The organism is Streptomyces vinaceus, from assembly GCF_008704935.1.
GTDB classification, from domain to species: Bacteria; Actinomycetota; Actinomycetes; order Streptomycetales; family Streptomycetaceae; genus Streptomyces; species Streptomyces vinaceus.
This window is the reverse complement of sequence record NZ_CP023692.1, coordinates 7436356-7452800: the sequence shown is the minus strand read 5'-3', so window position 1 is coordinate 7452800 and position 16445 is coordinate 7436356. Positions and strand designations below refer to the sequence as shown.

Annotated in this window: 13 protein-coding genes and 4 pseudogenes; 8 read left to right on the top strand and 9 right to left on the bottom strand. The window is 70.0% G+C overall.

Going from position 1 to position 16445, the window contains the following annotated elements:
* Positions 1 to 5: 5 nt before the first annotated feature.
* Positions 6 to 931: pseudogene (locus tag CP980_RS33690) on the top strand (LysR family transcriptional regulator).
* 97 nt (positions 932 to 1028) lie between these two features.
* Here CP980_RS33690 and CP980_RS33685 read toward each other — a convergent pair.
* The gene (locus CP980_RS33685; RefSeq protein ID WP_150529925.1) at positions 1029 to 2069 is read right to left on the bottom strand and encodes a GlxA family transcriptional regulator; all 1041 of its coding nucleotides are present in this window, start codon (positions 2067 to 2069) and stop codon (positions 1029 to 1031) included.
* Between the two features lie 147 nt (positions 2070 to 2216).
* Between CP980_RS33685 and CP980_RS33680 the strand changes: the two genes are divergently transcribed.
* Positions 2217 to 3047 (top strand): dienelactone hydrolase family protein, encoded by an 831-nt coding sequence (locus tag CP980_RS33680; RefSeq protein WP_150529924.1) that lies wholly within the window; start codon positions 2217 to 2219, stop codon positions 3045 to 3047.
* A gap of 1372 nt (positions 3048 to 4419) precedes the next feature.
* Here the strand turns inward: CP980_RS33680 and CP980_RS33670 are convergent.
* From CP980_RS33670 to CP980_RS33660, 3 genes are all read right to left on the bottom strand, one after another.
* Positions 4420 to 4623: a cold-shock protein gene (locus tag CP980_RS33670; protein ID WP_150529923.1), complete on the bottom strand. Its 204-nt coding sequence runs from the start codon at positions 4621 to 4623 to the stop codon at positions 4420 to 4422.
* A 235-nt stretch (positions 4624 to 4858) separates the two neighbouring features.
* On the bottom strand, positions 4859 to 5197 hold the full coding sequence (locus CP980_RS33665) for a MerR family transcriptional regulator (RefSeq protein ID WP_132760806.1): 339 nt from the start codon (positions 5195 to 5197) through the stop codon (positions 4859 to 4861).
* 1382 nt (positions 5198 to 6579) lie between these two features.
* On the bottom strand, positions 6580 to 7650 hold the full coding sequence (locus tag CP980_RS33660) for a pentapeptide repeat-containing protein (RefSeq protein ID WP_167535921.1): 1071 nt from the start codon (positions 7648 to 7650) through the stop codon (positions 6580 to 6582).
* A 434-nt stretch (positions 7651 to 8084) separates the two neighbouring features.
* Between CP980_RS33660 and CP980_RS33655 the strand changes: the two are divergent.
* From CP980_RS33655 to CP980_RS33645, 3 genes and pseudogenes are all read left to right on the top strand, one after another.
* Positions 8085 to 8713: pseudogene (locus CP980_RS33655) on the top strand (IS110 family transposase); the annotation flags it as partial.
* 548 nt (positions 8714 to 9261) lie between these two features.
* Entirely contained in the window at positions 9262 to 9441 is a 180-nt protein-coding gene (locus tag CP980_RS33650; RefSeq protein ID WP_150529921.1) for a hypothetical protein, read from the top strand.
* Between the two features lie 224 nt (positions 9442 to 9665).
* Positions 9666 to 10067 (top strand): hypothetical protein, encoded by a 402-nt coding sequence (locus tag CP980_RS33645; protein ID WP_167535920.1) that lies wholly within the window; start codon positions 9666 to 9668, stop codon positions 10065 to 10067.
* On the opposite strand, the pseudogene CP980_RS36610 reads toward CP980_RS33645, so the two are convergent.
* From CP980_RS36610 to CP980_RS33630, 3 genes and pseudogenes are all read right to left on the bottom strand, one after another.
* A pseudogene (locus tag CP980_RS36610) lies at positions 10062 to 10271 on the bottom strand (IS5 family transposase); the annotation flags it as partial. The gene CP980_RS33645 and the pseudogene CP980_RS36610 overlap by 6 nt on opposite strands.
* A 180-nt stretch (positions 10272 to 10451) precedes the next feature.
* On the bottom strand, positions 10452 to 10610 hold the full coding sequence (locus CP980_RS35345) for a hypothetical protein (RefSeq protein ID WP_167535919.1): 159 nt from the start codon (positions 10608 to 10610) through the stop codon (positions 10452 to 10454).
* Positions 10611 to 11172: 562 nt separating this feature from the next.
* Positions 11173 to 11754, bottom strand: a complete 582-nt coding sequence (locus CP980_RS33630) for a TetR/AcrR family transcriptional regulator (RefSeq protein WP_150529919.1) — start codon at positions 11752 to 11754, stop codon at positions 11173 to 11175.
* A gap of 57 nt (positions 11755 to 11811) precedes the next feature.
* On the opposite strand from CP980_RS33630, the gene CP980_RS33625 reads away from it, so the two are divergent.
* Complete coding sequence (locus CP980_RS33625) at positions 11812 to 12291, top strand: SRPBCC family protein (RefSeq protein WP_132760803.1); 480 nt, start codon at positions 11812 to 11814, stop codon at positions 12289 to 12291.
* An 84-nt stretch (positions 12292 to 12375) separates the two neighbouring features.
* Here the strand turns inward: CP980_RS33625 and CP980_RS33620 are convergent, their stop codons facing one another.
* On the bottom strand, positions 12376 to 12603 hold the full coding sequence (locus tag CP980_RS33620) for a hypothetical protein (protein ID WP_150529918.1): 228 nt from the start codon (positions 12601 to 12603) through the stop codon (positions 12376 to 12378).
* 383 nt (positions 12604 to 12986) lie between these two features.
* On the opposite strand from CP980_RS33620, the gene CP980_RS33615 reads away from it, so the two are divergent.
* Positions 12987 to 14345, top strand: a complete 1359-nt coding sequence (locus tag CP980_RS33615) for a chloride channel protein (protein ID WP_150530458.1) — start codon at positions 12987 to 12989, stop codon at positions 14343 to 14345.
* Between the two features lie 366 nt (positions 14346 to 14711).
* Here the strand turns inward: CP980_RS33615 and CP980_RS36155 are convergent.
* Positions 14712 to 15089, bottom strand: a pseudogene (locus CP980_RS36155) (SAM-dependent methyltransferase); the annotation flags it as partial.
* A 616-nt stretch (positions 15090 to 15705) separates the two neighbouring features.
* On the opposite strand from CP980_RS36155, the gene CP980_RS33605 reads away from it, so the two are divergent.
* On the top strand, positions 15706 to 16401 hold the full coding sequence (locus CP980_RS33605; RefSeq protein ID WP_425281774.1) for a DUF5994 family protein: 696 nt from the start codon (positions 15706 to 15708) through the stop codon (positions 16399 to 16401).
* The last annotated feature ends 44 nt before the right edge of the window (positions 16402 to 16445 follow it).

Sequence of the window (16445 nt, the reverse complement as noted above, 5' to 3'; positions counted from 1 at the left end):
AACTGTTGATCGATGTGCAGCGGCTGCGCGTGCTGCGGGCGGTGGCGGAGTACGGCAGTTTCAGCAGGGCTGCCGCGGCGCTCCACCTCACGCCCTCTGCCGTGTCCCAGCACATGGCGGTGCTGGAACGCAGCCTGGGAGCCGAGATCGTGGCGCGCAGCACGCGCGGGTCACCCTCACCGAGGCCGGCCAGATCATGGTCGGGGCCGCCGAGTCCGTGGCGGCCGAGCTCGAACGTGCCAAGCAGCAGGTGGAGCAGCTCAGTTCGGGACGCACCCAACTCACCGTCGGTACGTTCGGCACCGGGGGTCGGCACCTGCTGCCCGGCGCCCTCGCCCGGTTCACGGCGGCCCACCCCCGCACCCTGCTCCACGTCCGGCAGGGCGAGCCCGAGATCACCTTGCCCCTGGTCCGCCAGGGCGCCGTCGACCTCGCCCTCGCCTACCACTTCGACGGCCCCCTGCCCGTCGGGCCGGGCCCGAACTCCGGACTGCGGTGGACCGCGCTGCTGGAAGACCCGTTGCACGTCGTCCTGCCGGAGGGCCACCACCTCGCCGACCGCACCTCGCTGGACATCGCGGAACTGGCGCCCGAGCCCTGGGTACTCGGCTGCCTCAAGACCGAGGCGTACCTGCGCCGTTACGCCGACCGGGCGGGCTTCGCGCCGGAAGTACGCGGAAGCACCACCGACTACTTCTTCGCCTGCTCGCTCGTCGCCGCGGGCATGGGTATTTCCCTCATCCCCTCCATCGCGCTCGTCCCGCCGGTGCCGGGCGTACGCGCCGTCCCGGTCGAGGCACCCGCGCCGACCCGATACATAGGCGTGGCCACGATCGGCCGCCACGGCGATCGCCCGCACATCACGGCGTTCCTCCAGGCGCTGCGCGAACAGGCAGCCCGTCATACACCGCCGGCGAAACCTTCTGCCTGACGCTTCCCCAAGGGCATGGCCGCGGCTGGGCGCATGAGGGACTCGAACTCCTACGTGAACCGGACCGCCGACGTGGTGGTGGCCGACGCCGACAGTTCTACTCGGGCCGCCGGCCGCCGTCGTCGGGGGACGACTCCGGGAGCGTGTGGCGGAAGGCTGCCCTGCACGCGCTCGGGCGGTGCCCGGTGTGGCGGGCGAACAGGGCGGCGAAGGTGCCGGGGTCCTGATAGCCGACGGCCGCGGCGACGGCGGCGACGGTGCGGTCGGTGGTTTCCAGAAGGTGGCGGGCGCGGCGGACCCGGGCTGCCTGCAGATGCGCCAGCGGGCTGCGTCCGGTCTCCTCGGCGAAGCGGCGCAGCAGCGTGCGGGTACTGACCTGGAAGGCGCCCGCGAGCGCGGCGAGGTCGTACCGCTCGGCGAGGCTCTGTTCGAGCCGCCGCATCACCCGCTGGGAGAACTCCCCGCCGGGCTGCGGGAGCAGCCGTGGGTCGACGTAGGGGGTCTGCGAGGCCCGAGCGTAGTCGACGAGCGCCACCCGGGCGGTGGTACGGGCCACCCGCACGCCGTCGTGCCGGCGGATCAGATCCAGCGCGAAGTCGTACATGGCGCTGAAGGCGGCGGTGGTCGTCACCCCCGTATCGGTGACGACCAGGTGCTCGGGGCGCACGTCGGCATCCGGGCAACGCCTGGCCAGTTCCCCGGCGTACAGCCAGGAGGTGGTGACCCGGCGCCGTACGAGGAGCCCCGCCTCGCCGAGCAGGAACGCACCGACGCAGAGGGAGACCAACGCGGTTCCCGCGGCGGCCTGCGCACGGATCGACGCGATCTCGGGGGCGAGCAGGGCCAGCCGCGCGTCGAGGTCGGTGTCGGGGCGCAGTTCGAAGCCGGGGACCACGAGGACGTCGACCTCGCGCAGGGGGCGCACGTCCAGGCTCGCGCCACCCGAAGCGGTGACCCGGCGGCGGGGCGAGACGACCGACACCCGGTACCCGGGAGCATCCGGCCCTGCGACATGACCGGCCATCGTCAACAGGTCCGGGACACCGAACACTTCGGATGCGAAGCAGCCCGGGTACGCGAGGACCCCGACCCGCAGCGCACCCGGCCGCTCACCCGTACCCGCAGCGTCCTGCGCCATTGCTCCCGTATCCCCCGGTGTCGTGGGCCCAGGCCCGCCCCGGTCATCGGCCGCCTGGCGCGCGCCTCTCCCCCGCGTGGCGAGATTACCTCCGGCCTTGGCGATCCCGCCCCTCACCCGGCTCCCTGTCCAGCCCAGGCTGGGCCCATGAGCAACGATGATCCGATCAGCGACTTCACCCGCCGGCGCGTGTCCGTGAAGGGGCTGGAAAAGACGGTGTACGTGGCCGGTGCCGGACCGGCTGTCGTGGTATTGCCCGAGATGCCGGGCATCAGTCCTGATGTCCTGCGACTGGCTCGCTGGGTGCGGGACGCGGGGTTCACCGTCCACGTGCCCTCCCTGTTCGGGACCGACGGCGCCTTCCCCACGGTCGAGGGCGGCCGAGAGGTCGTCCGCCGCGCGTGTGTCAGCGCGGAGTTCCGTGCCTTCGCCGGGGGCGGCACCAGCCCGGTGACGGTCTGGCTGCGCGGTCTGGCGCGCCAGGCGCACACCGCGTGCGGCGGCCCCGGGGTGGGTGCGATCGGCCTGTGCTTCACCGGCAACTTCGCCCTCACCATGGCTCTGGAACCGGCGGTGATCGCCTCCGTCGTCAACCACCCGTCGCTACCGCTCGACGACCCCGGCGGACTCGAACTCGACGAGGCGGACGCGCGCGCGGTGCGCGACCGCCTCGACCGCGATGGGCTCACCGTGCTCGCCTACCGCTTCGAGGGCGACCGCTGGTGCACGGGCCAGCGCTTCGCCGCCTACCGCGCACTGCTCGGCGACGCCTTCGACGGGCGCGTCCTGCCGGACAGCGCTGCCAACCCGGCCCCGCCGCCGTTCTTCGCCGACCTGGTCGGAACCCCGCACAGCGTCGTCACGGCCCACCTCGTCGACGAGGCCGGCCACCCGACGGCCCGGGCCCGCGACGAGATCCTCGCATTCCTCACCGACCGCCTGCACCCGCGCGGGAACCGGCCCGCGCCCGCCCCCTGACCAGGCCGGCGCCAAAGCGCCCGGGCAGGGCAGAGGTACGCCCCGGGCAGGGCCGACCCGCCGCGGCTTCTCCTCTGGCGTGCCGGTCGGCCGCTCGGTTGGCGAGACGTGGCCGGTCAGGCCGTCCGGTAGGGGTGGGCCTCTTTATCGCGCAGGGTCAGGCCGAGCCCCGGTGCGCCGTCCGCCCCGGGTGCGATGCCCCCGCCCCGTGGACCAGTGCACCGTCGAAGAGGAGAGCTTGGCGGTGGAGGCGCCGTTGGGCGTCGACGTACGGGTGCTGCCGTGTCACCGATCTGCGGCTGGCCCTTGCGACACGGGCGGCGCCGAGGAGCCGCACCGGGGAAACGTCGAGGAGTCGGGTCTTGAGGTCGCACGGGCGGTGTCGAAGGGATCAGCCGCAGGTCCCACGGCCGTTCGGCCCAACGGGTTAGCGGCGCATGAGACCGGGCAGGCGACGGAAGCAGCCCTGGGCCGCGGAGACGAGGACCGACCGCCCTGAGGTCGGTCAAGCACACGGCGCACGGGGCCCGCGGCCGCGGAAGGGAATCTCGTCATGTCCGGGCGGAGGCTCTCCCCCAGGAGAGCAGAGCACTCGACGACATCGAGCGCGGCCTGGGTGAGGACCCTTCGTTCACCCACTTGATCGCTTCCGAATGTGCGCTCTTCCCGTCCCCGGGCCGGCATCGCGATCGGCGCCGATCACGCGGCCCTACTGCCGTGTGGTGTGCCGCGCTCGTGTCCCTGGCGCTGCTGGTACCAGCTGCGGCGACGTCGGCGCCGCCCCTGATCGCGGCCTTCGCCCTCAGCTATGCGACCACATGCGGCCTCCTGCTGGCCCTGGTGCGCCGTTGGTGCCGGTCCGTGGAAGGCCCGGAGAACTTAAAGGCGTCCGGTGCGATCCCGTCGGCGGGACGACACCAGAGTCCACTGCCCAGCCAGCAGCCGACCGGGGCACCCGCAGCCGCAGCCCGTGGCCGTGCGGGGACCTACGGGCTGTCCTGCTGTGAACCGGAGCGTGGCTTCCGGTCAGGCCGGACCCGCGACCCCGGCTGGATCCTGAAGCCGGGCCTGGCGCCGGATGCGGGCCGAATGCGAGCCGGATGCGGGAGCTGCGCCGCCAAGGCCGAGGGCGTTCCCGGGGACGAGCGTTCCGACGACCTGCTGTACAAACCCGCCGGGGTGACGCACGCCGGCTGCCGCTTGAGTGAGCGGCGGCGATCCCTGGAAGGCGCTCCCCTTCCGTGTCTCCGACGCGCAGACCGCAGCCGCCGGCCGTCAGCTCCAACGCACGGGACACGGCCCGCTGGCTGCCCCGCCGTATGGGCCTGGGCAGTACCGCCCGGCGGGTCACCACGGCGGGCGGGCAGGACGATCAGGCCAGGTTGATGTTCTCGGCCTGGAGGCCCTTCTGGCCTTGGGCGACGTCGAACGTCACCGTCTGGCCCTCCTGGAGCTCACGAAAGCCCGACGAGTTGATCGCGGAGTAGTGGGCGAAGACGTCCGGGCCCCCGCCGTCCTGGGCGATGAAGCCGAACCCCTTCTCCGCGTTGAACCACTTCACAGTTCCCTTTGCCATGTCATGCCTTCCAGTCGACGGACGCCTCCCGCAGCATGCGGAAGGCGGAGGTGATCGCCCTGGTCCCTGCGGCACAGCACAGCAAAATGCCCACACCAAAGGCGGGGCAGGGGAATTCCGAACCACGACATCTGACCCGACCGTACACGTCCACACACGCGCTGTCACCGCAGCACGCGTGGACGCGTACACCGCTGGATGCCTCGGCCCGCCGCGAACGGCGGGCGCGCTCACTTCAGGGTGCGGACGAGGGAGGCGCGGACTCGGCGGCGCGGCGGTATTCCGCGTTGAGGCGCTGGGCTTCTTCTAGCTGGTCTTCCAAGATGATGATGCGGCAGGCGGCCTCGATGGGGGTGCCCTGATCGACGAGTTCCCGCGCACGGGCGGCGATACGCAGCTGGTAGCGGGAGTAGCGTCGGTGCCCGCCCGCGGACCGGAGCGGGGTGATCAGGCGGGCTTCGCCGATGGCACGGAGGAAGCCTTGGGTGGTGCCGAGCATCTCGGCAGCCCGGCCCATCGTGTAGGCGGGGTAGTCGTCGTCGTCAAGACGGCCGAACGAGTCATCTGCTGTCATTGCACCTCTTTCATGGACACGCGTGGAGGGGCCCTGGTGCCGTACGGCACCAGGGCCCCGAAGGAACTACTACACCATCTGCCGGCCCCGATACTGCGCCGGCCCTCTGTGTCCGCGGGCCCGACCGTGTTGCTGTCGGGGGCGCGGGGATCGCGGTTGCTTGACCGGAGACCACCTCACTATCGATGTCCTGCGGTACCCGGACTCAGAATTCCGCCCGGGCGATCCTGATGGTGCTCGGCTCCTCCGTTCTCCCTCGGTGATCAACTGCTGCCAAACGGGACTGCGTACTGCTGATACTGCGAACTACTCGTACTGCCGGTACTGCCGGTACTGCCGGTACTGCGAATTGCCGGTGACCTCACCAAGCGCCACCTTCGACAGCCAGCCCCGTCGCCCATCCTGCATCTGCTCTGGCTTAGAACCCCACTGCCGAACCTCCCGGTGCGCGCGCCCGCAGCCGACGCCTTCACCGAGGTACTGCTCACAGACTTCACTGCTGGGTACTGCCAACTGCACTTACTTCCCTTACTGCTGGCGGCGGCCCCTGATCACTGCGGGCCACCCGGTCCGGCCGCCAGTCCCGTCACCGTCCTGCAACTGCTCTGGCTCCGGAACTCCACGGCCGCACCGCCCTACGCACTGCAACTGCGGGTACTACTGCCCGGCAGTTCGTCTCTGCCGGGCCCTGCGGTCTCTCTGCGTTACGAGAGAAACCATAGCCACGCCACAGCCCAATGTCTACTCCGGCCGACATAGATTTTCGCGTGCTCGGCCAGGGGATAGTCGACACCGGGCAGAGGTACCCCTCGGGCCGCCGAGGCCCCGCTTCGCAGACGGCTGCGCGACCAGGGGCGATGACGGTCGCAGCGGGACAGCAGCGACGGGGAAGGGCCGGCAGGAGAAGGCGTGCCCCGCATCGCATAGCACGGTGCCTGCCCGAGGCGGCCGCCCTGAGGGCGAGGACCGACCGCCGCCATGCGGTGGCGGACCGCACCGGAGGCTGATCCCCAGGGCCCACGATGACCTGCGGCGAACTGCAGCAGGCACCCACCCGGGACGGCAGCCATCCGGAGGCGCGAACGCCGGCCCCCGCGAGTCCCGGGAGGCGCGTATGTCGCTTCCGCCTCCCAGGCCCGTTACCTCTTGGCTGGCGAATCGTTCCTCCAGTTGTCGCGACGGAAATGCATACCGCTCCCCCGCGGTACCGCGACGCCGGCCCGGGCAGTCACCTTCCCCCCCTGACGCCCGGGCCCCACCCCTCTCCGCCTGGCCCGGCCAGGCACAGCCGGGGTCCGAAACCGGTCCCGCAGCTTCGCGGTGTCGACATCGGTGCCGCGACTCCGGACGACGGATACCGGTCCCTCTGGTCACTGTCACTGTCACGACAGGTCCGAGATGCCGGTACCGGGCGGCAGTAAGAGGCCTTCCGGGATGGTCCGCAGCCCGAAGCGCGGCGAACGGACGAATGCTGCGGAGCGAGAAAGGTCGACGGTGCCGCCGGTGAATCGGGCGGCAGGAACCGCGCTGTGGAGGGTTGCGAGATGGCGCTCGCCGAAGTTCACGTCGGCGCCCGTGAAAGCGGAGCCGGTGAAGTCGACGAGTCCGTCGGTGAACTCCGCGCCCTCGAAACGGACCTCTCCTGCGGTGAAGGCGGCATCGCGGAAGTTGACGCGGGCGCCGGTGAAGCGGGCATGGTCGAACGTGACCCAGCCGCCGCTGAACGTGGCCCGGTCGAAGCGGATGTGACCGCCGCGGAACTCGGCGAGTCGGAAGTACACGTGACTGCCCTCGGCGAATTCGACCTCGTCGAAGACGACTTGGTCTCGACCGTGACCGACGAAGACCGCATTGATGAAAAGGATCTCGCCTCCGGTGAAGCGGGCGCCGCGGAAGTCGGCTTCGTCGAACACGGCGCCTGTGAAATCGAGATCGCAGCCCTGCCAGGATTCGGTTGACCCGTCTCGCAGATGGGCGGCGATGAGCCGCAGGACGGTTTTACGCACCTCTCGTTCGCGCCGCCAGTCGGCGAAGGCCTGCTCTCCGGCGGGGGGATCTGGGGCAAAGGGCATCCTCAGATAGCCGCACAGTACGTCGATGCAGGTCTGCCGTTCCTGATTCCAGGCATCGGCAAGTCTGGCCATGGCGTATGCGCCCGCCATCCGCGCAGCGGGCTGATCGGCCCCGAGCTGCTCGGCCGCGGCACCGAACCGGTCGGTGAACGCCCGCTCGTGCTCCCGCGTCTCGCTCACCTCGGTGAGGTACTGACGCCGATAGCCGACCACAAGAGCCACCGCACCGCCGGTTCCCGCGACGATCGCCAGAGCGATCTTGATCCCGTCGTAGACCTCTCCCGGCTTGAGCGGCCCGGCCACAGGTAGCGGGGGCCTGCCCAAAAGCAACCACAGAACTCCCGCGACGAGGCACGCGGCGAGCCCTGCCAGGAGCAGCACGACAGTGACATGCAGTCTCAACGACCAGCGCATCACGTTCCGAATTGGTGGACTTGAACGCTCACCCCTCGCCGCCACACGGCAAGCCTAGAAGCAGCACCAAGATCAACGTGTGGATTCAGGTGAATCGCTCCGGGCGACCCCGGACCGCCGTTCGTTCCGCAACGTCCGAACACAGCCATCGCCTCCCCGTGACCATTTTCGTGGTCCGAAATGGGGCCTCCGGCCTTCGGGTCCGGCATGACTTCCCCCCACTTGTTGTTGATGATCCGGGAGGGGTGGTGTCACCGGGGCCGGAGGCATCGACGGACCGCCCGCTGATGAGGGGCTTGAGCACCGGCTTCACCCCCGGCCGGAAGAGCTCTCCGTAACGTGGATGTGGCAGCTCGGTGCCGTGGCGAGGCCGGACGAAAGCGTGATGGAGGGGCCGGTACGTGATCGACACCGGCGACATCGACGTCTTCGTCGTTCTGGACGTCGGCAAGGACTAACACCACGACGCCGCCGTCACCCCGGTCAGAATGAAGGCCTTCGACCAAGCGATTACCCAACACCGAACCCAGGCTCCGCGAGCTATTCGCGCAGCTCCAGGCCAAGCACGGAACGGTGCTGGTCGTGGTCGACCAGTCGGCCTCGATCGGAGCTCAGCCGCTGGCCGTCGTGAGGGACATGGGCTGCCCAGTCGGACACATACCGGGCCTGACGATGCGGCGGATCGCCGACCTCTGTCCCGGTGAGGCCAAGACGGACGCGAAGGACGCGTTCATCATCGCGGCGCTGCGGGCGGTCGACGGCGAGGACGAGACCAGCGCCGAGCTGGAGATGATCGTCGGGTTCGACGAGGACCTGGCCGACGAGGCGACCAGGGTCGCGAACCGCCTGCCCGGCCTCCTGACCCAGATCCACCCGTCGCTGGAACGGGTCCTTGGGCCGCGGTTGCAGCACCCTGCCGTCCTCGCGCTGCGGGAGCGGTTCGCGGCACCAGATGCGCAAGGCAGGCCGACATCGGCTGGTCACGCTGCTGCGGCCGAAAGCACCGAGGATGGCCGAACGGCTGGTCGAGAAGGAACATCATCACCCGCCGCGCACCCGGCGCCAGACCGTCCTCACATGCCAGCGCCCCCCAACGGGGCGGCGAACTCCTCCCGACAGTGGCTGTTCCCCGACGGCCCTCCCGGACAGCACCTTTCCGACACCGTACTCGGCCGACGCCCGGCCGCTCACCACATCCCCAACCGACCCCGCCCGGGCCACCGCCCTCGTCGCCCTCGCCCAGGACCTTCCCCCCAGCAGTCCTCGGACGATGCTCGGCATCCACGCCGTCACCGCAGCCCACCGGCGACGCCGCACCGCCACCGACTGGACTGCCTACCTCCAAGCACGCCAGCGCGGCCCTATCGACGGACCTTCACACCTCGGGCGGTGATCCGATCGTCCGGAAGGTCCGCCAGTACCACCGGGCGTATCGAACCCTCAGCGCTCACTCCCGGGCTGCAAGACATGTGGGACGACACAATCACCGATCCGACCGTCCGTAACGAGGCTCGGGGCTTCGCCTGGAGCTTCCACACGTCCAATGGTCCACCTGAGGCGTATCTGGACACGGACGGCATGTGTCTCTACATCGATGCCGCCCTCGCCGACGCAGCCGAGGTCGCCTGCGTGCTCCGTCAGTACGTGCCAGGTTCCATCGAAGTGACCTTCTGCGACCAGGGGTACGACTTCGACCTGGTGATCACACCCGGCACCACCCCAGCAGAACTGATCGGCAAGGCGGACGCTCTGCCGTAGGCGTCTCAGGACGGACACGCCAGTCGTCGGATACGAGGTCGGAACGGAATACGGCACTTTACGAATGCCTCTTCCCACCAGCTGAACAGACTCCCTGGCCGGCGGCACGGCGGGAGGCATACGCGAACGACCAGAACCACGGCCGGCAAGGACCCGGCCGAGTGGCTCAGTCGCGTGGTATCAGCGGGTTGGGGCCACGTGGGGAGGTGTGTGAAGATCCACCCGTGGAATGCGATGTGTGTGGACGGGCAATGTGGCGATGGCCGGCGCTGCCGGCGCTGACGCACTCGGAGATCTGGTCCTGCGGCTGGTGCCACGCCACCACTTATCTGGGTGGTGAGTGGTCCGAGGTTTCGCGGCCGTACTACTTGCCCGTGGAGATGCGTTGGGACGTGGCGGTCGCGGACGGCCTTCCCGCCGACGTGTCGCACGCTTTCGGTAGCTCCGGCAAGACGCTGTGCGGGATCCAGGAAGCCGGTATGTCGCCGTCATTCGACCAGAAGTGGTTGCCGGGCCGGGAGAACGCGTGTGGCTCCTGCCGGGAGTTGGCGTGCGTCATCGACGACCGCTGGCCGCGGGCGATGAGGGGCAAGGACGCGCGGGTCAGCGTGGCCCGGCAGCTATGAGTCTCTCCGGCTCGGAGTCGATTCTCGTGTGAGCCTGCGGCTCATCAGGTCGATCATCGCGGGGCGGTCATCGCTTCGGGAGCGGTGCAGGTGGGCTTCGTGGTCGCGGGCGGGGCGGCGGTGGTTCATGAGCCATCCGAAGGTCCGCTCGACGACCCAGCGCCGTGGGATGAACTTGAAGACTTTCTGGCCCGGGTCGCGGCGGGTCACGTCGACGTCGATGCCGCGGCTGGCGCCGTGGCGCGGAAGCAGAAAGCGACCTCTTGACCTGCCACACCCTGCACTGGGCCATTCGCGACCCCCGCAAGGAGATCTACTCCCTGCCCGGCAAGGCCAACCGGAGTCGGTCTCAGTGCATTGCGACCGACTCCGGTGCGCGCCGGGTCAGTACGGCGGTGCGTCCGTCACCCGTTGCGGGCGTGGCGTGTGCACCGCCGTCGGTGATGAGGCCAGGTCGCAGTAGAACTCGCCTGCCGCTCCGGGCCATTCGCAGCCTTCGGCGTTGCTGACGCCGACCGAGCCGAGCGAGACGTGTACGGCCATGACCGGTACCGTCAGAGCCTTGCGAAGTGCCTTTCACGGATTTCCCCCAGTGACGTGCGCGCAGCTGGACCGGCCGCGTCAGCAATGAAGCCAGGGCCGGAACATGGTCTACCGAAGGCGCAGTCCCGCCAAACAGCGCTCGAAAAGGGATGGTTGGAAGGGATGGGGCGCCCTTCGGCGGCAAGGACTGAGGCGCGCAGTCCGTCCGCCTCGATGACCGTGAAGACCTTCACCCATGTGCCGCCGGCTGCCCAGATGCGCACGCGGTTGTGAGCTGCCTTCCACGGCCCGAAGTGCCCAGGCAAGTAAGCGACATGACCGCTGTTCCCCGACCTGCGAAGGCCCAACCGGCACGGAGTCGGCCGAAGAGCGCGCCGATGATCGAACCGCCGGCCATGAGGACGCCGAAGCCCAGGTTGGTTCTGGGGATGGCGAAGCTGCGGTCACGGCTGTAACGGGCGAACGCTATGAGCAGCGCGGGCAGGGACACCAACAGGCCAGAGTTCCCGCGAGCTCGATGTCCGCACCGACAGCAGCCGAACCGAGCCTTCCGCCGCACCTTTCAGCCGAGGAGGGCGGCCGCGCACTCCTCTGCGAGGTGCTCGGCGTGCGGGGGCAGCGGGTGGCCTGCCCGCAGAGGGCGGCGGACGACCCCGAGCGGCAGGTCGATCAGGGCCAAGACGATCCGGTCACGCCCCTCGGGCCCGGTCAGGCCGAAGTCCGCGCCGACCATGCCGAGACGGGCGAACACCCGCGCGTTGCCCCGATCCGCGCGTTCCCGGTGCTCCTGGGACCATCCGGCCCGGCCGAAGTCCTCGGCGCCGTAGAGGAGCAGCGCCGCCTCCCTCGGGTGGGCCCGGCTCCAGGCCACGACGTGTCGGGCGCCGGCGCGTGCGGCTGCGCGGGGATCGGGGTCGCCATCGAGGGCGGCCAGGTAGCCCTCCTGGAAGCCCTCGACGGTACGCAGCCACACTTCGGCGAGCAGCGCAGACCGGCCCGGGAAGCGGTGGTACACGGATCCGCTGGGCGCACCGACGGCCTGGGCGACGGCGGACATGGTGACTGCGGCCGGGCCGCCGGTGGCCGCGAGGATGACGGCTGCGTCGAGGAGATCGTCGGCGTCGAAGCGGGGTGGTCTCGGCATGAATCAGAGAGTACTCTCCAATTCAATTAGAGGTCACTCTCCAATTCAAGGAGCGCCATGCCCGTTCACAATGTCCACGAGCGTCTGCTGCCGATGAAGGCGGCCGAAGTCGGCGCCCTCCTCGACTCCCTCGCCGACGGGCCCGCCGATCAGCTCTGGCCGCACCGGACCTGGTCCCCCATGGAGTTCGACCGCCCGCTGTCCGCAGGCGCGAAGGGCGGGCACGGCCCGGTCCGCTACACGGTCGCCGCGTACATCCCGGGAACCTGGGTCCGTTTCACCTTCAGTGGCCCTCGTGGCTTCCACGGCTTCCACGAGTACGCCGTGCTGCCGGTCGACGACGAGCACACGGTGCTGCGGCACACCCTGTCGATGAGGGTCACCGGAATCGCCCGGCTGAGCTGGCCGCTGGCCTTTCGCTGGCTGCACGACGCACTGCTGGAGGACAGCCTCGACCGCGCCGAACACCCGGCGCGGCGCGCCCGCTGGTCCCCGTACGTCCGACTGCTCATGGCCATCGCCCCCAAGGAACGCTGACGGGGCCCGAGCCCTCGTTCCCGGCGGGGTCCGCAGACACGCGGGCATCGCTGTCCCGGTCGGATCGAGTTGACGTCGAGGCGTTCAGTCGAGAACTGCGTGGTGGTCGGCGGGGTCCCCGCGCCATTCGATCATGAAGAGGGTGGCGTCGTCGCTGGTGTGCCCGCCTCGCTCGCTCTTCAGCGTGTGGGAGAGCCGCCACGGATCGGCCCGCATCCCCTCGTACGGCCCGTCCCCGTAGTGGTTGACGCAACGGATGAGGCGTTCCACGCCGAACAAGCGCTGCGGGGGGGTGACGATGTTCAGGTGCATCAGCTGGGCTGTGACGAAATGGTCGGTGTAGGCGTTCTTGGTGACCAGCAGGTCGGCGACCAGGCCGGCGAGCCGCCGCAGCAGGCGCCGGTGGTCCTACGGTGGCGCCCCGGAGAACGGCGGCGGAAATACCCCATGGCGTATCCGCCTCCTCTCGGTCGCGGTACCCCCTCGCCACGACCGCGCGAACCACACCGACGGCGCAGGGCCGATCGAGCGAGCCCCTCGGCAGGGTTTAGGCCGGCTGAGTGACCGTCACGCCGACGCCGAACGGCGGCGGTGCGCACGCCAGGTGCGCAGCGATGCCACGTGGTATCACGTCGGGCAGACGCCGGTGAATCACCAGGTTTCCGACGGACATCGATGCCGAGGAGTTGATTCGCATGTCGGCCGATAGTCCCGTCGGAGCACCGGGGACGCCATCGACTGATCCCTTCGCCCAGGTCAGGACCCGCGGCTACATCGGGCTCCTGCTCATGGCGGCGGTCCTCGGAGTGCCGATCTCCGCAGGCGCGTACGGCTTCCTCGCGCTGGTCGACGTGCTCCAGCCCTGGACCTACACCGACCTGCCCAAGGCGCTGGGTTTCCGCGGGACCCCACCCTGGTGGCCCCTGCCGCTGCTCGCCGGCGCAGGCCTGCTGGTCGGCGTGACCATCCGCTACCTTCCAGGGATCGGCGGCCACAAGCCCGCCGAAGGGCTGTCGACGGCAGGCCCGCCGAAAGCACGTGAGCTTCCCGGCGTCCTCCTCGCGGCATTGGCCACGCTGGGCCTCGGCGCGGTCCTCGGACCCGAGGCGCCGCTCATCATGCTCGGCAGCGGCGTAGCCCTGTGGCTGGTACGCCTGCTCAAGCCGGACCTGCCCAAGCAGGCGGGGGCCGTCATCGGCGCCGCCGGGAGCTTCGCAGCGGTCAGCACCCTGCTCGGGTCCCCCATTACCGGGGCCTTCCTCCTCATGGAGGTGTCGGGAATCGGCGGGCCGATGCTCGGGGTCGTGCTGGTGCCGGGCCTGCTCGCCGCCGGTATCGGCTCGCTCGTCTTCATCGGCCTGGACAACTGGACCGGTCTCGGCACGTTTTCGCTGGCCGTTCGGGACGTGCCGCACGCCGACTCGCCCACCGTCGCCGAATTCGGCTGGGCACTCGTCATCGGACTCGCGATGGCCCTCGTCGGCACGGGCATCCGCCGACTCGCCCTGTGGCTGCAGCAGCGCGTCGAACGGCGCCGGCTTCCCGCCACCGTCCTGATGGGCCTGGTGATCGGCGGGTTCGCCATCGCCTACGCCCAGGGCACCGGGAAGGCCGCGACCGAGGTGATGTATTCGGGGCAGAGCGCGCTGGGTCCGCTGTTGGCGAACAGCGCCGATTACACCGTCGGCACGTTGACGCTTCTGGTGGTCTGCAAGGGCATCGCGTACTGCGTCTCGCTGAGCGCTTTCCGGGGCGGCCCGATCTTCCCCGCGATGTTCCTGGGGGCCGCGGGCGGGATCGCCCTGTCGCATCTTCCAGGGCTGCAGCTCACCCCGGCGTTCGCCATGGGCATCGGAGCCATGTCGGTCACCATGCTCAGGCTCCCGTTGACGTCGGTGCTGCTGGCCACCCTGCTGCTCGGATCGCAGGGCCTCACCGTCATGCCTCTGGTCATCGTCGCGGTGGTGGTCGCCTACGTCGTGATGCTCAGGCTCAGCCCGGCGCCGACCGGCAGATCCGAGGCCGGCGTTCGGACAGGCCCTGTCCCGGCATGACGCACCGCCCCACCGACGGCTCCGAGGACGGCCGGCCGATCGGGCTGCACCGGGCAGCCTGCTCACGTCTTCAGGTCCGCCCGGCCGCGGACGGACGGCTCTCATAGCCGGCGGCCGTGGAAGGTTCCCCCACTCATGAGGCCCGTACGGCAGGCCTCCACCCAGAGCGGTACGTTCTGAAGCAGACCTTCGAGATAAGCGGGACTGATCAGATGACGGAGTTCGCCCGCTCGTTGCCCGGTCTCCTTGGTCAGACGCAGGTAGTGAGTGAGCAGCTGGTCGCTGCGGTCGTCGAAGTCGACGCCCTCCTTGCGGATTCAGGACGCGGACCGCCTCTGCGAGGAGCTGGTGACGGTCGCCGCTGTGGCAGAAGGCCTCCTGCGACCACACCACGTCGAACGAGTCAGGCGGGTACGGGATGTCCTGGAAGGGCCCGGTGACGACCTCGATGAGCCCATCCAGGCCCTGGGCCGCGTTGGTCCGGCGGTGCCGCTCGTTCTGCGGTTCGCTAATGTTCAGCGCCACCACCCGGCAACCGAAACGCCCGGCCAGGTAGCGGGCGGGCCCCGAAGCCGGAGCCGAGGTCCAGCACCGTGCGCCCCGGACCGAGACGGCCGGCCACCTTCGCGGCCGCCAGCTCGACCCTCGGGCGAGAGGCCGCCGCCACCGACTCCCTCCCGTGGGCGTAGACGCTGGTATGGATGTCCTCGCCTCCCCACACCCGGGCGTAAAAGGCGTCAACATCATCCGTCCCGTAGTACCGGCCCGCCGCCACCTCGGCCTTCGCCGCGCTCCCTCGGCCCGTACCGCTCCACCGCCGAGCCCGTTCGCCTGTCCGAATACATTCCGGTACCCGAAGCGGGACGCTGGCCCGGCCCTCCCAGAACGTCAGCAATACCGAACCGGCCACCGCCGTGTCGCGAAATCGCCCGTGTCAAATCCCCCGCGCCGGAAGGTCGTAGGCGGCCGCTTCCGCCACCGCGGCCGCCGCTGAGTCTGATGTTCATGGCGGTCGATGCCGAGACCGCTACGGCGGCGCAGACGCGCTGGACGACAGCGCTTGTTCGGCGTGTGCGGTGGCCGTGGGGCGCAGGACGGTACGAGGGGGCGCAGGCGGTACAGCGTCTTGCCAATCCACGGAGGGGCTGCCGGGGCGGGTCGGGCGCACGCGTGCTCCGGGGAGGGACTGCGGGCCGCGGTAGGGGCCGAAACTACACGCGAGCCCGACCATAGCCCGCCGAACAGGCGTACAGTGAAAGCACCGGGAGTACTTCGAGCACCGGCTTTCATGCGGGTGTCATTTCCGGCGATCGCCTAAAAACCGGGCTGCCGACGGGCAGTCCGGGGGCAGGTCCCCATCATGACCATGACTGTCGACCGGACCGCACCCCGCGACCTCGCCCCAGAAGTCCCGGCCCGTTTGTCCCTCACCCCGAATACCACGCTCGCCGGCCAGCTGGACGGGGCCTGGTGGCCCCACTCCCGCGACCTCGCAGCCGAGCTCCCGCCGCTCGCCGCCGCCCTGGCAGAACCCTGGGGGCGCATCACCCGCGTCACCGTGAACCCCGCCCACTGGCCCGTCGTACCGCGCAGGGTATCCGTGGGCGTGCGCACGCTGCACGTGGGCTGGTTCACCGAACAGGACCCGGACAAGCTGATCCTGCTCTCTTACGCCATCGGCCGCTGGGACCTGCTCGTCATCCCGCCGGAGACCGCACCCGCAGCCGCGGCGCGGCTGATGGCCGCCGCGGCAATCCCGGGCAGCGTCCTCACCGCGGGAGTGCTCATGGCCAACGAAGCCGCCATCGGGCGCGGCATCCGCGATGCCGCGCGCCGGGAAGCCGCCTGGGAGGGCGAGGGCGGGGCCTGTATGTCCCCCTCGGCGCACCGATGGGACGAAGCGCCCTGCCGCTGTCGGCGAACGGCTGGAGGTGAGTTCCGTGGAGACCATCATCCTCATCGCGGTGATCATCCTCATGATCGGTGTCGCAATGCGCTGGATCCACCTGCTGAACGCCCGGAACGACGCGCGGATCGAGACCTACCGCTTCAGTGACCCCCGGCCGAGGCCTCCCGGCCTGCCGGACGACACCGGTCGTC

Excerpts from the sequence above, each read along its gene's own strand:
- CP980_RS33665 (WP_132760806.1), bottom strand. The coding sequence starts at position 5,197 with ATGACAGCAGATGACTCGTTCGGCCGTCTTGACGACGACGACTACCCC.
- CP980_RS33605 (WP_425281774.1), top strand. The coding sequence starts at position 15,706 with ATGACCATGACTGTCGACCGGACCGCACCCCGCGACCTCGCCCCAGAA.
- CP980_RS35345 (WP_167535919.1), bottom strand. The coding sequence starts at position 10,610 with ATGGCCGTACACGTCTCGCTCGGCTCGGTCGGCGTCAGCAACGCCGAA.
- CP980_RS33685 (WP_150529925.1), bottom strand. The coding sequence starts at position 2,069 with ATGGCGCAGGACGCTGCGGGTACGGGTGAGCGGCCGGGTGCGCTGCGG.
- CP980_RS33615 (WP_150530458.1), top strand. The coding sequence starts at position 12,987 with ATGTCGGCCGATAGTCCCGTCGGAGCACCGGGGACGCCATCGACTGAT.
- CP980_RS33680 (WP_150529924.1), top strand. The coding sequence starts at position 2,217 with ATGAGCAACGATGATCCGATCAGCGACTTCACCCGCCGGCGCGTGTCC.
- CP980_RS33625 (WP_132760803.1), top strand. The coding sequence starts at position 11,812 with ATGCCCGTTCACAATGTCCACGAGCGTCTGCTGCCGATGAAGGCGGCC.
- CP980_RS33650 (WP_150529921.1), top strand. The coding sequence starts at position 9,262 with ATGTGTCTCTACATCGATGCCGCCCTCGCCGACGCAGCCGAGGTCGCC.
- CP980_RS33630 (WP_150529919.1), bottom strand. The coding sequence starts at position 11,754 with ATGCCGAGACCACCCCGCTTCGACGCCGACGATCTCCTCGACGCAGCC.
- CP980_RS33670 (WP_150529923.1), bottom strand. The coding sequence starts at position 4,623 with ATGGCAAAGGGAACTGTGAAGTGGTTCAACGCGGAGAAGGGGTTCGGC.
- CP980_RS33620 (WP_150529918.1), bottom strand. The coding sequence starts at position 12,603 with ATGCACCTGAACATCGTCACCCCCCCGCAGCGCTTGTTCGGCGTGGAA.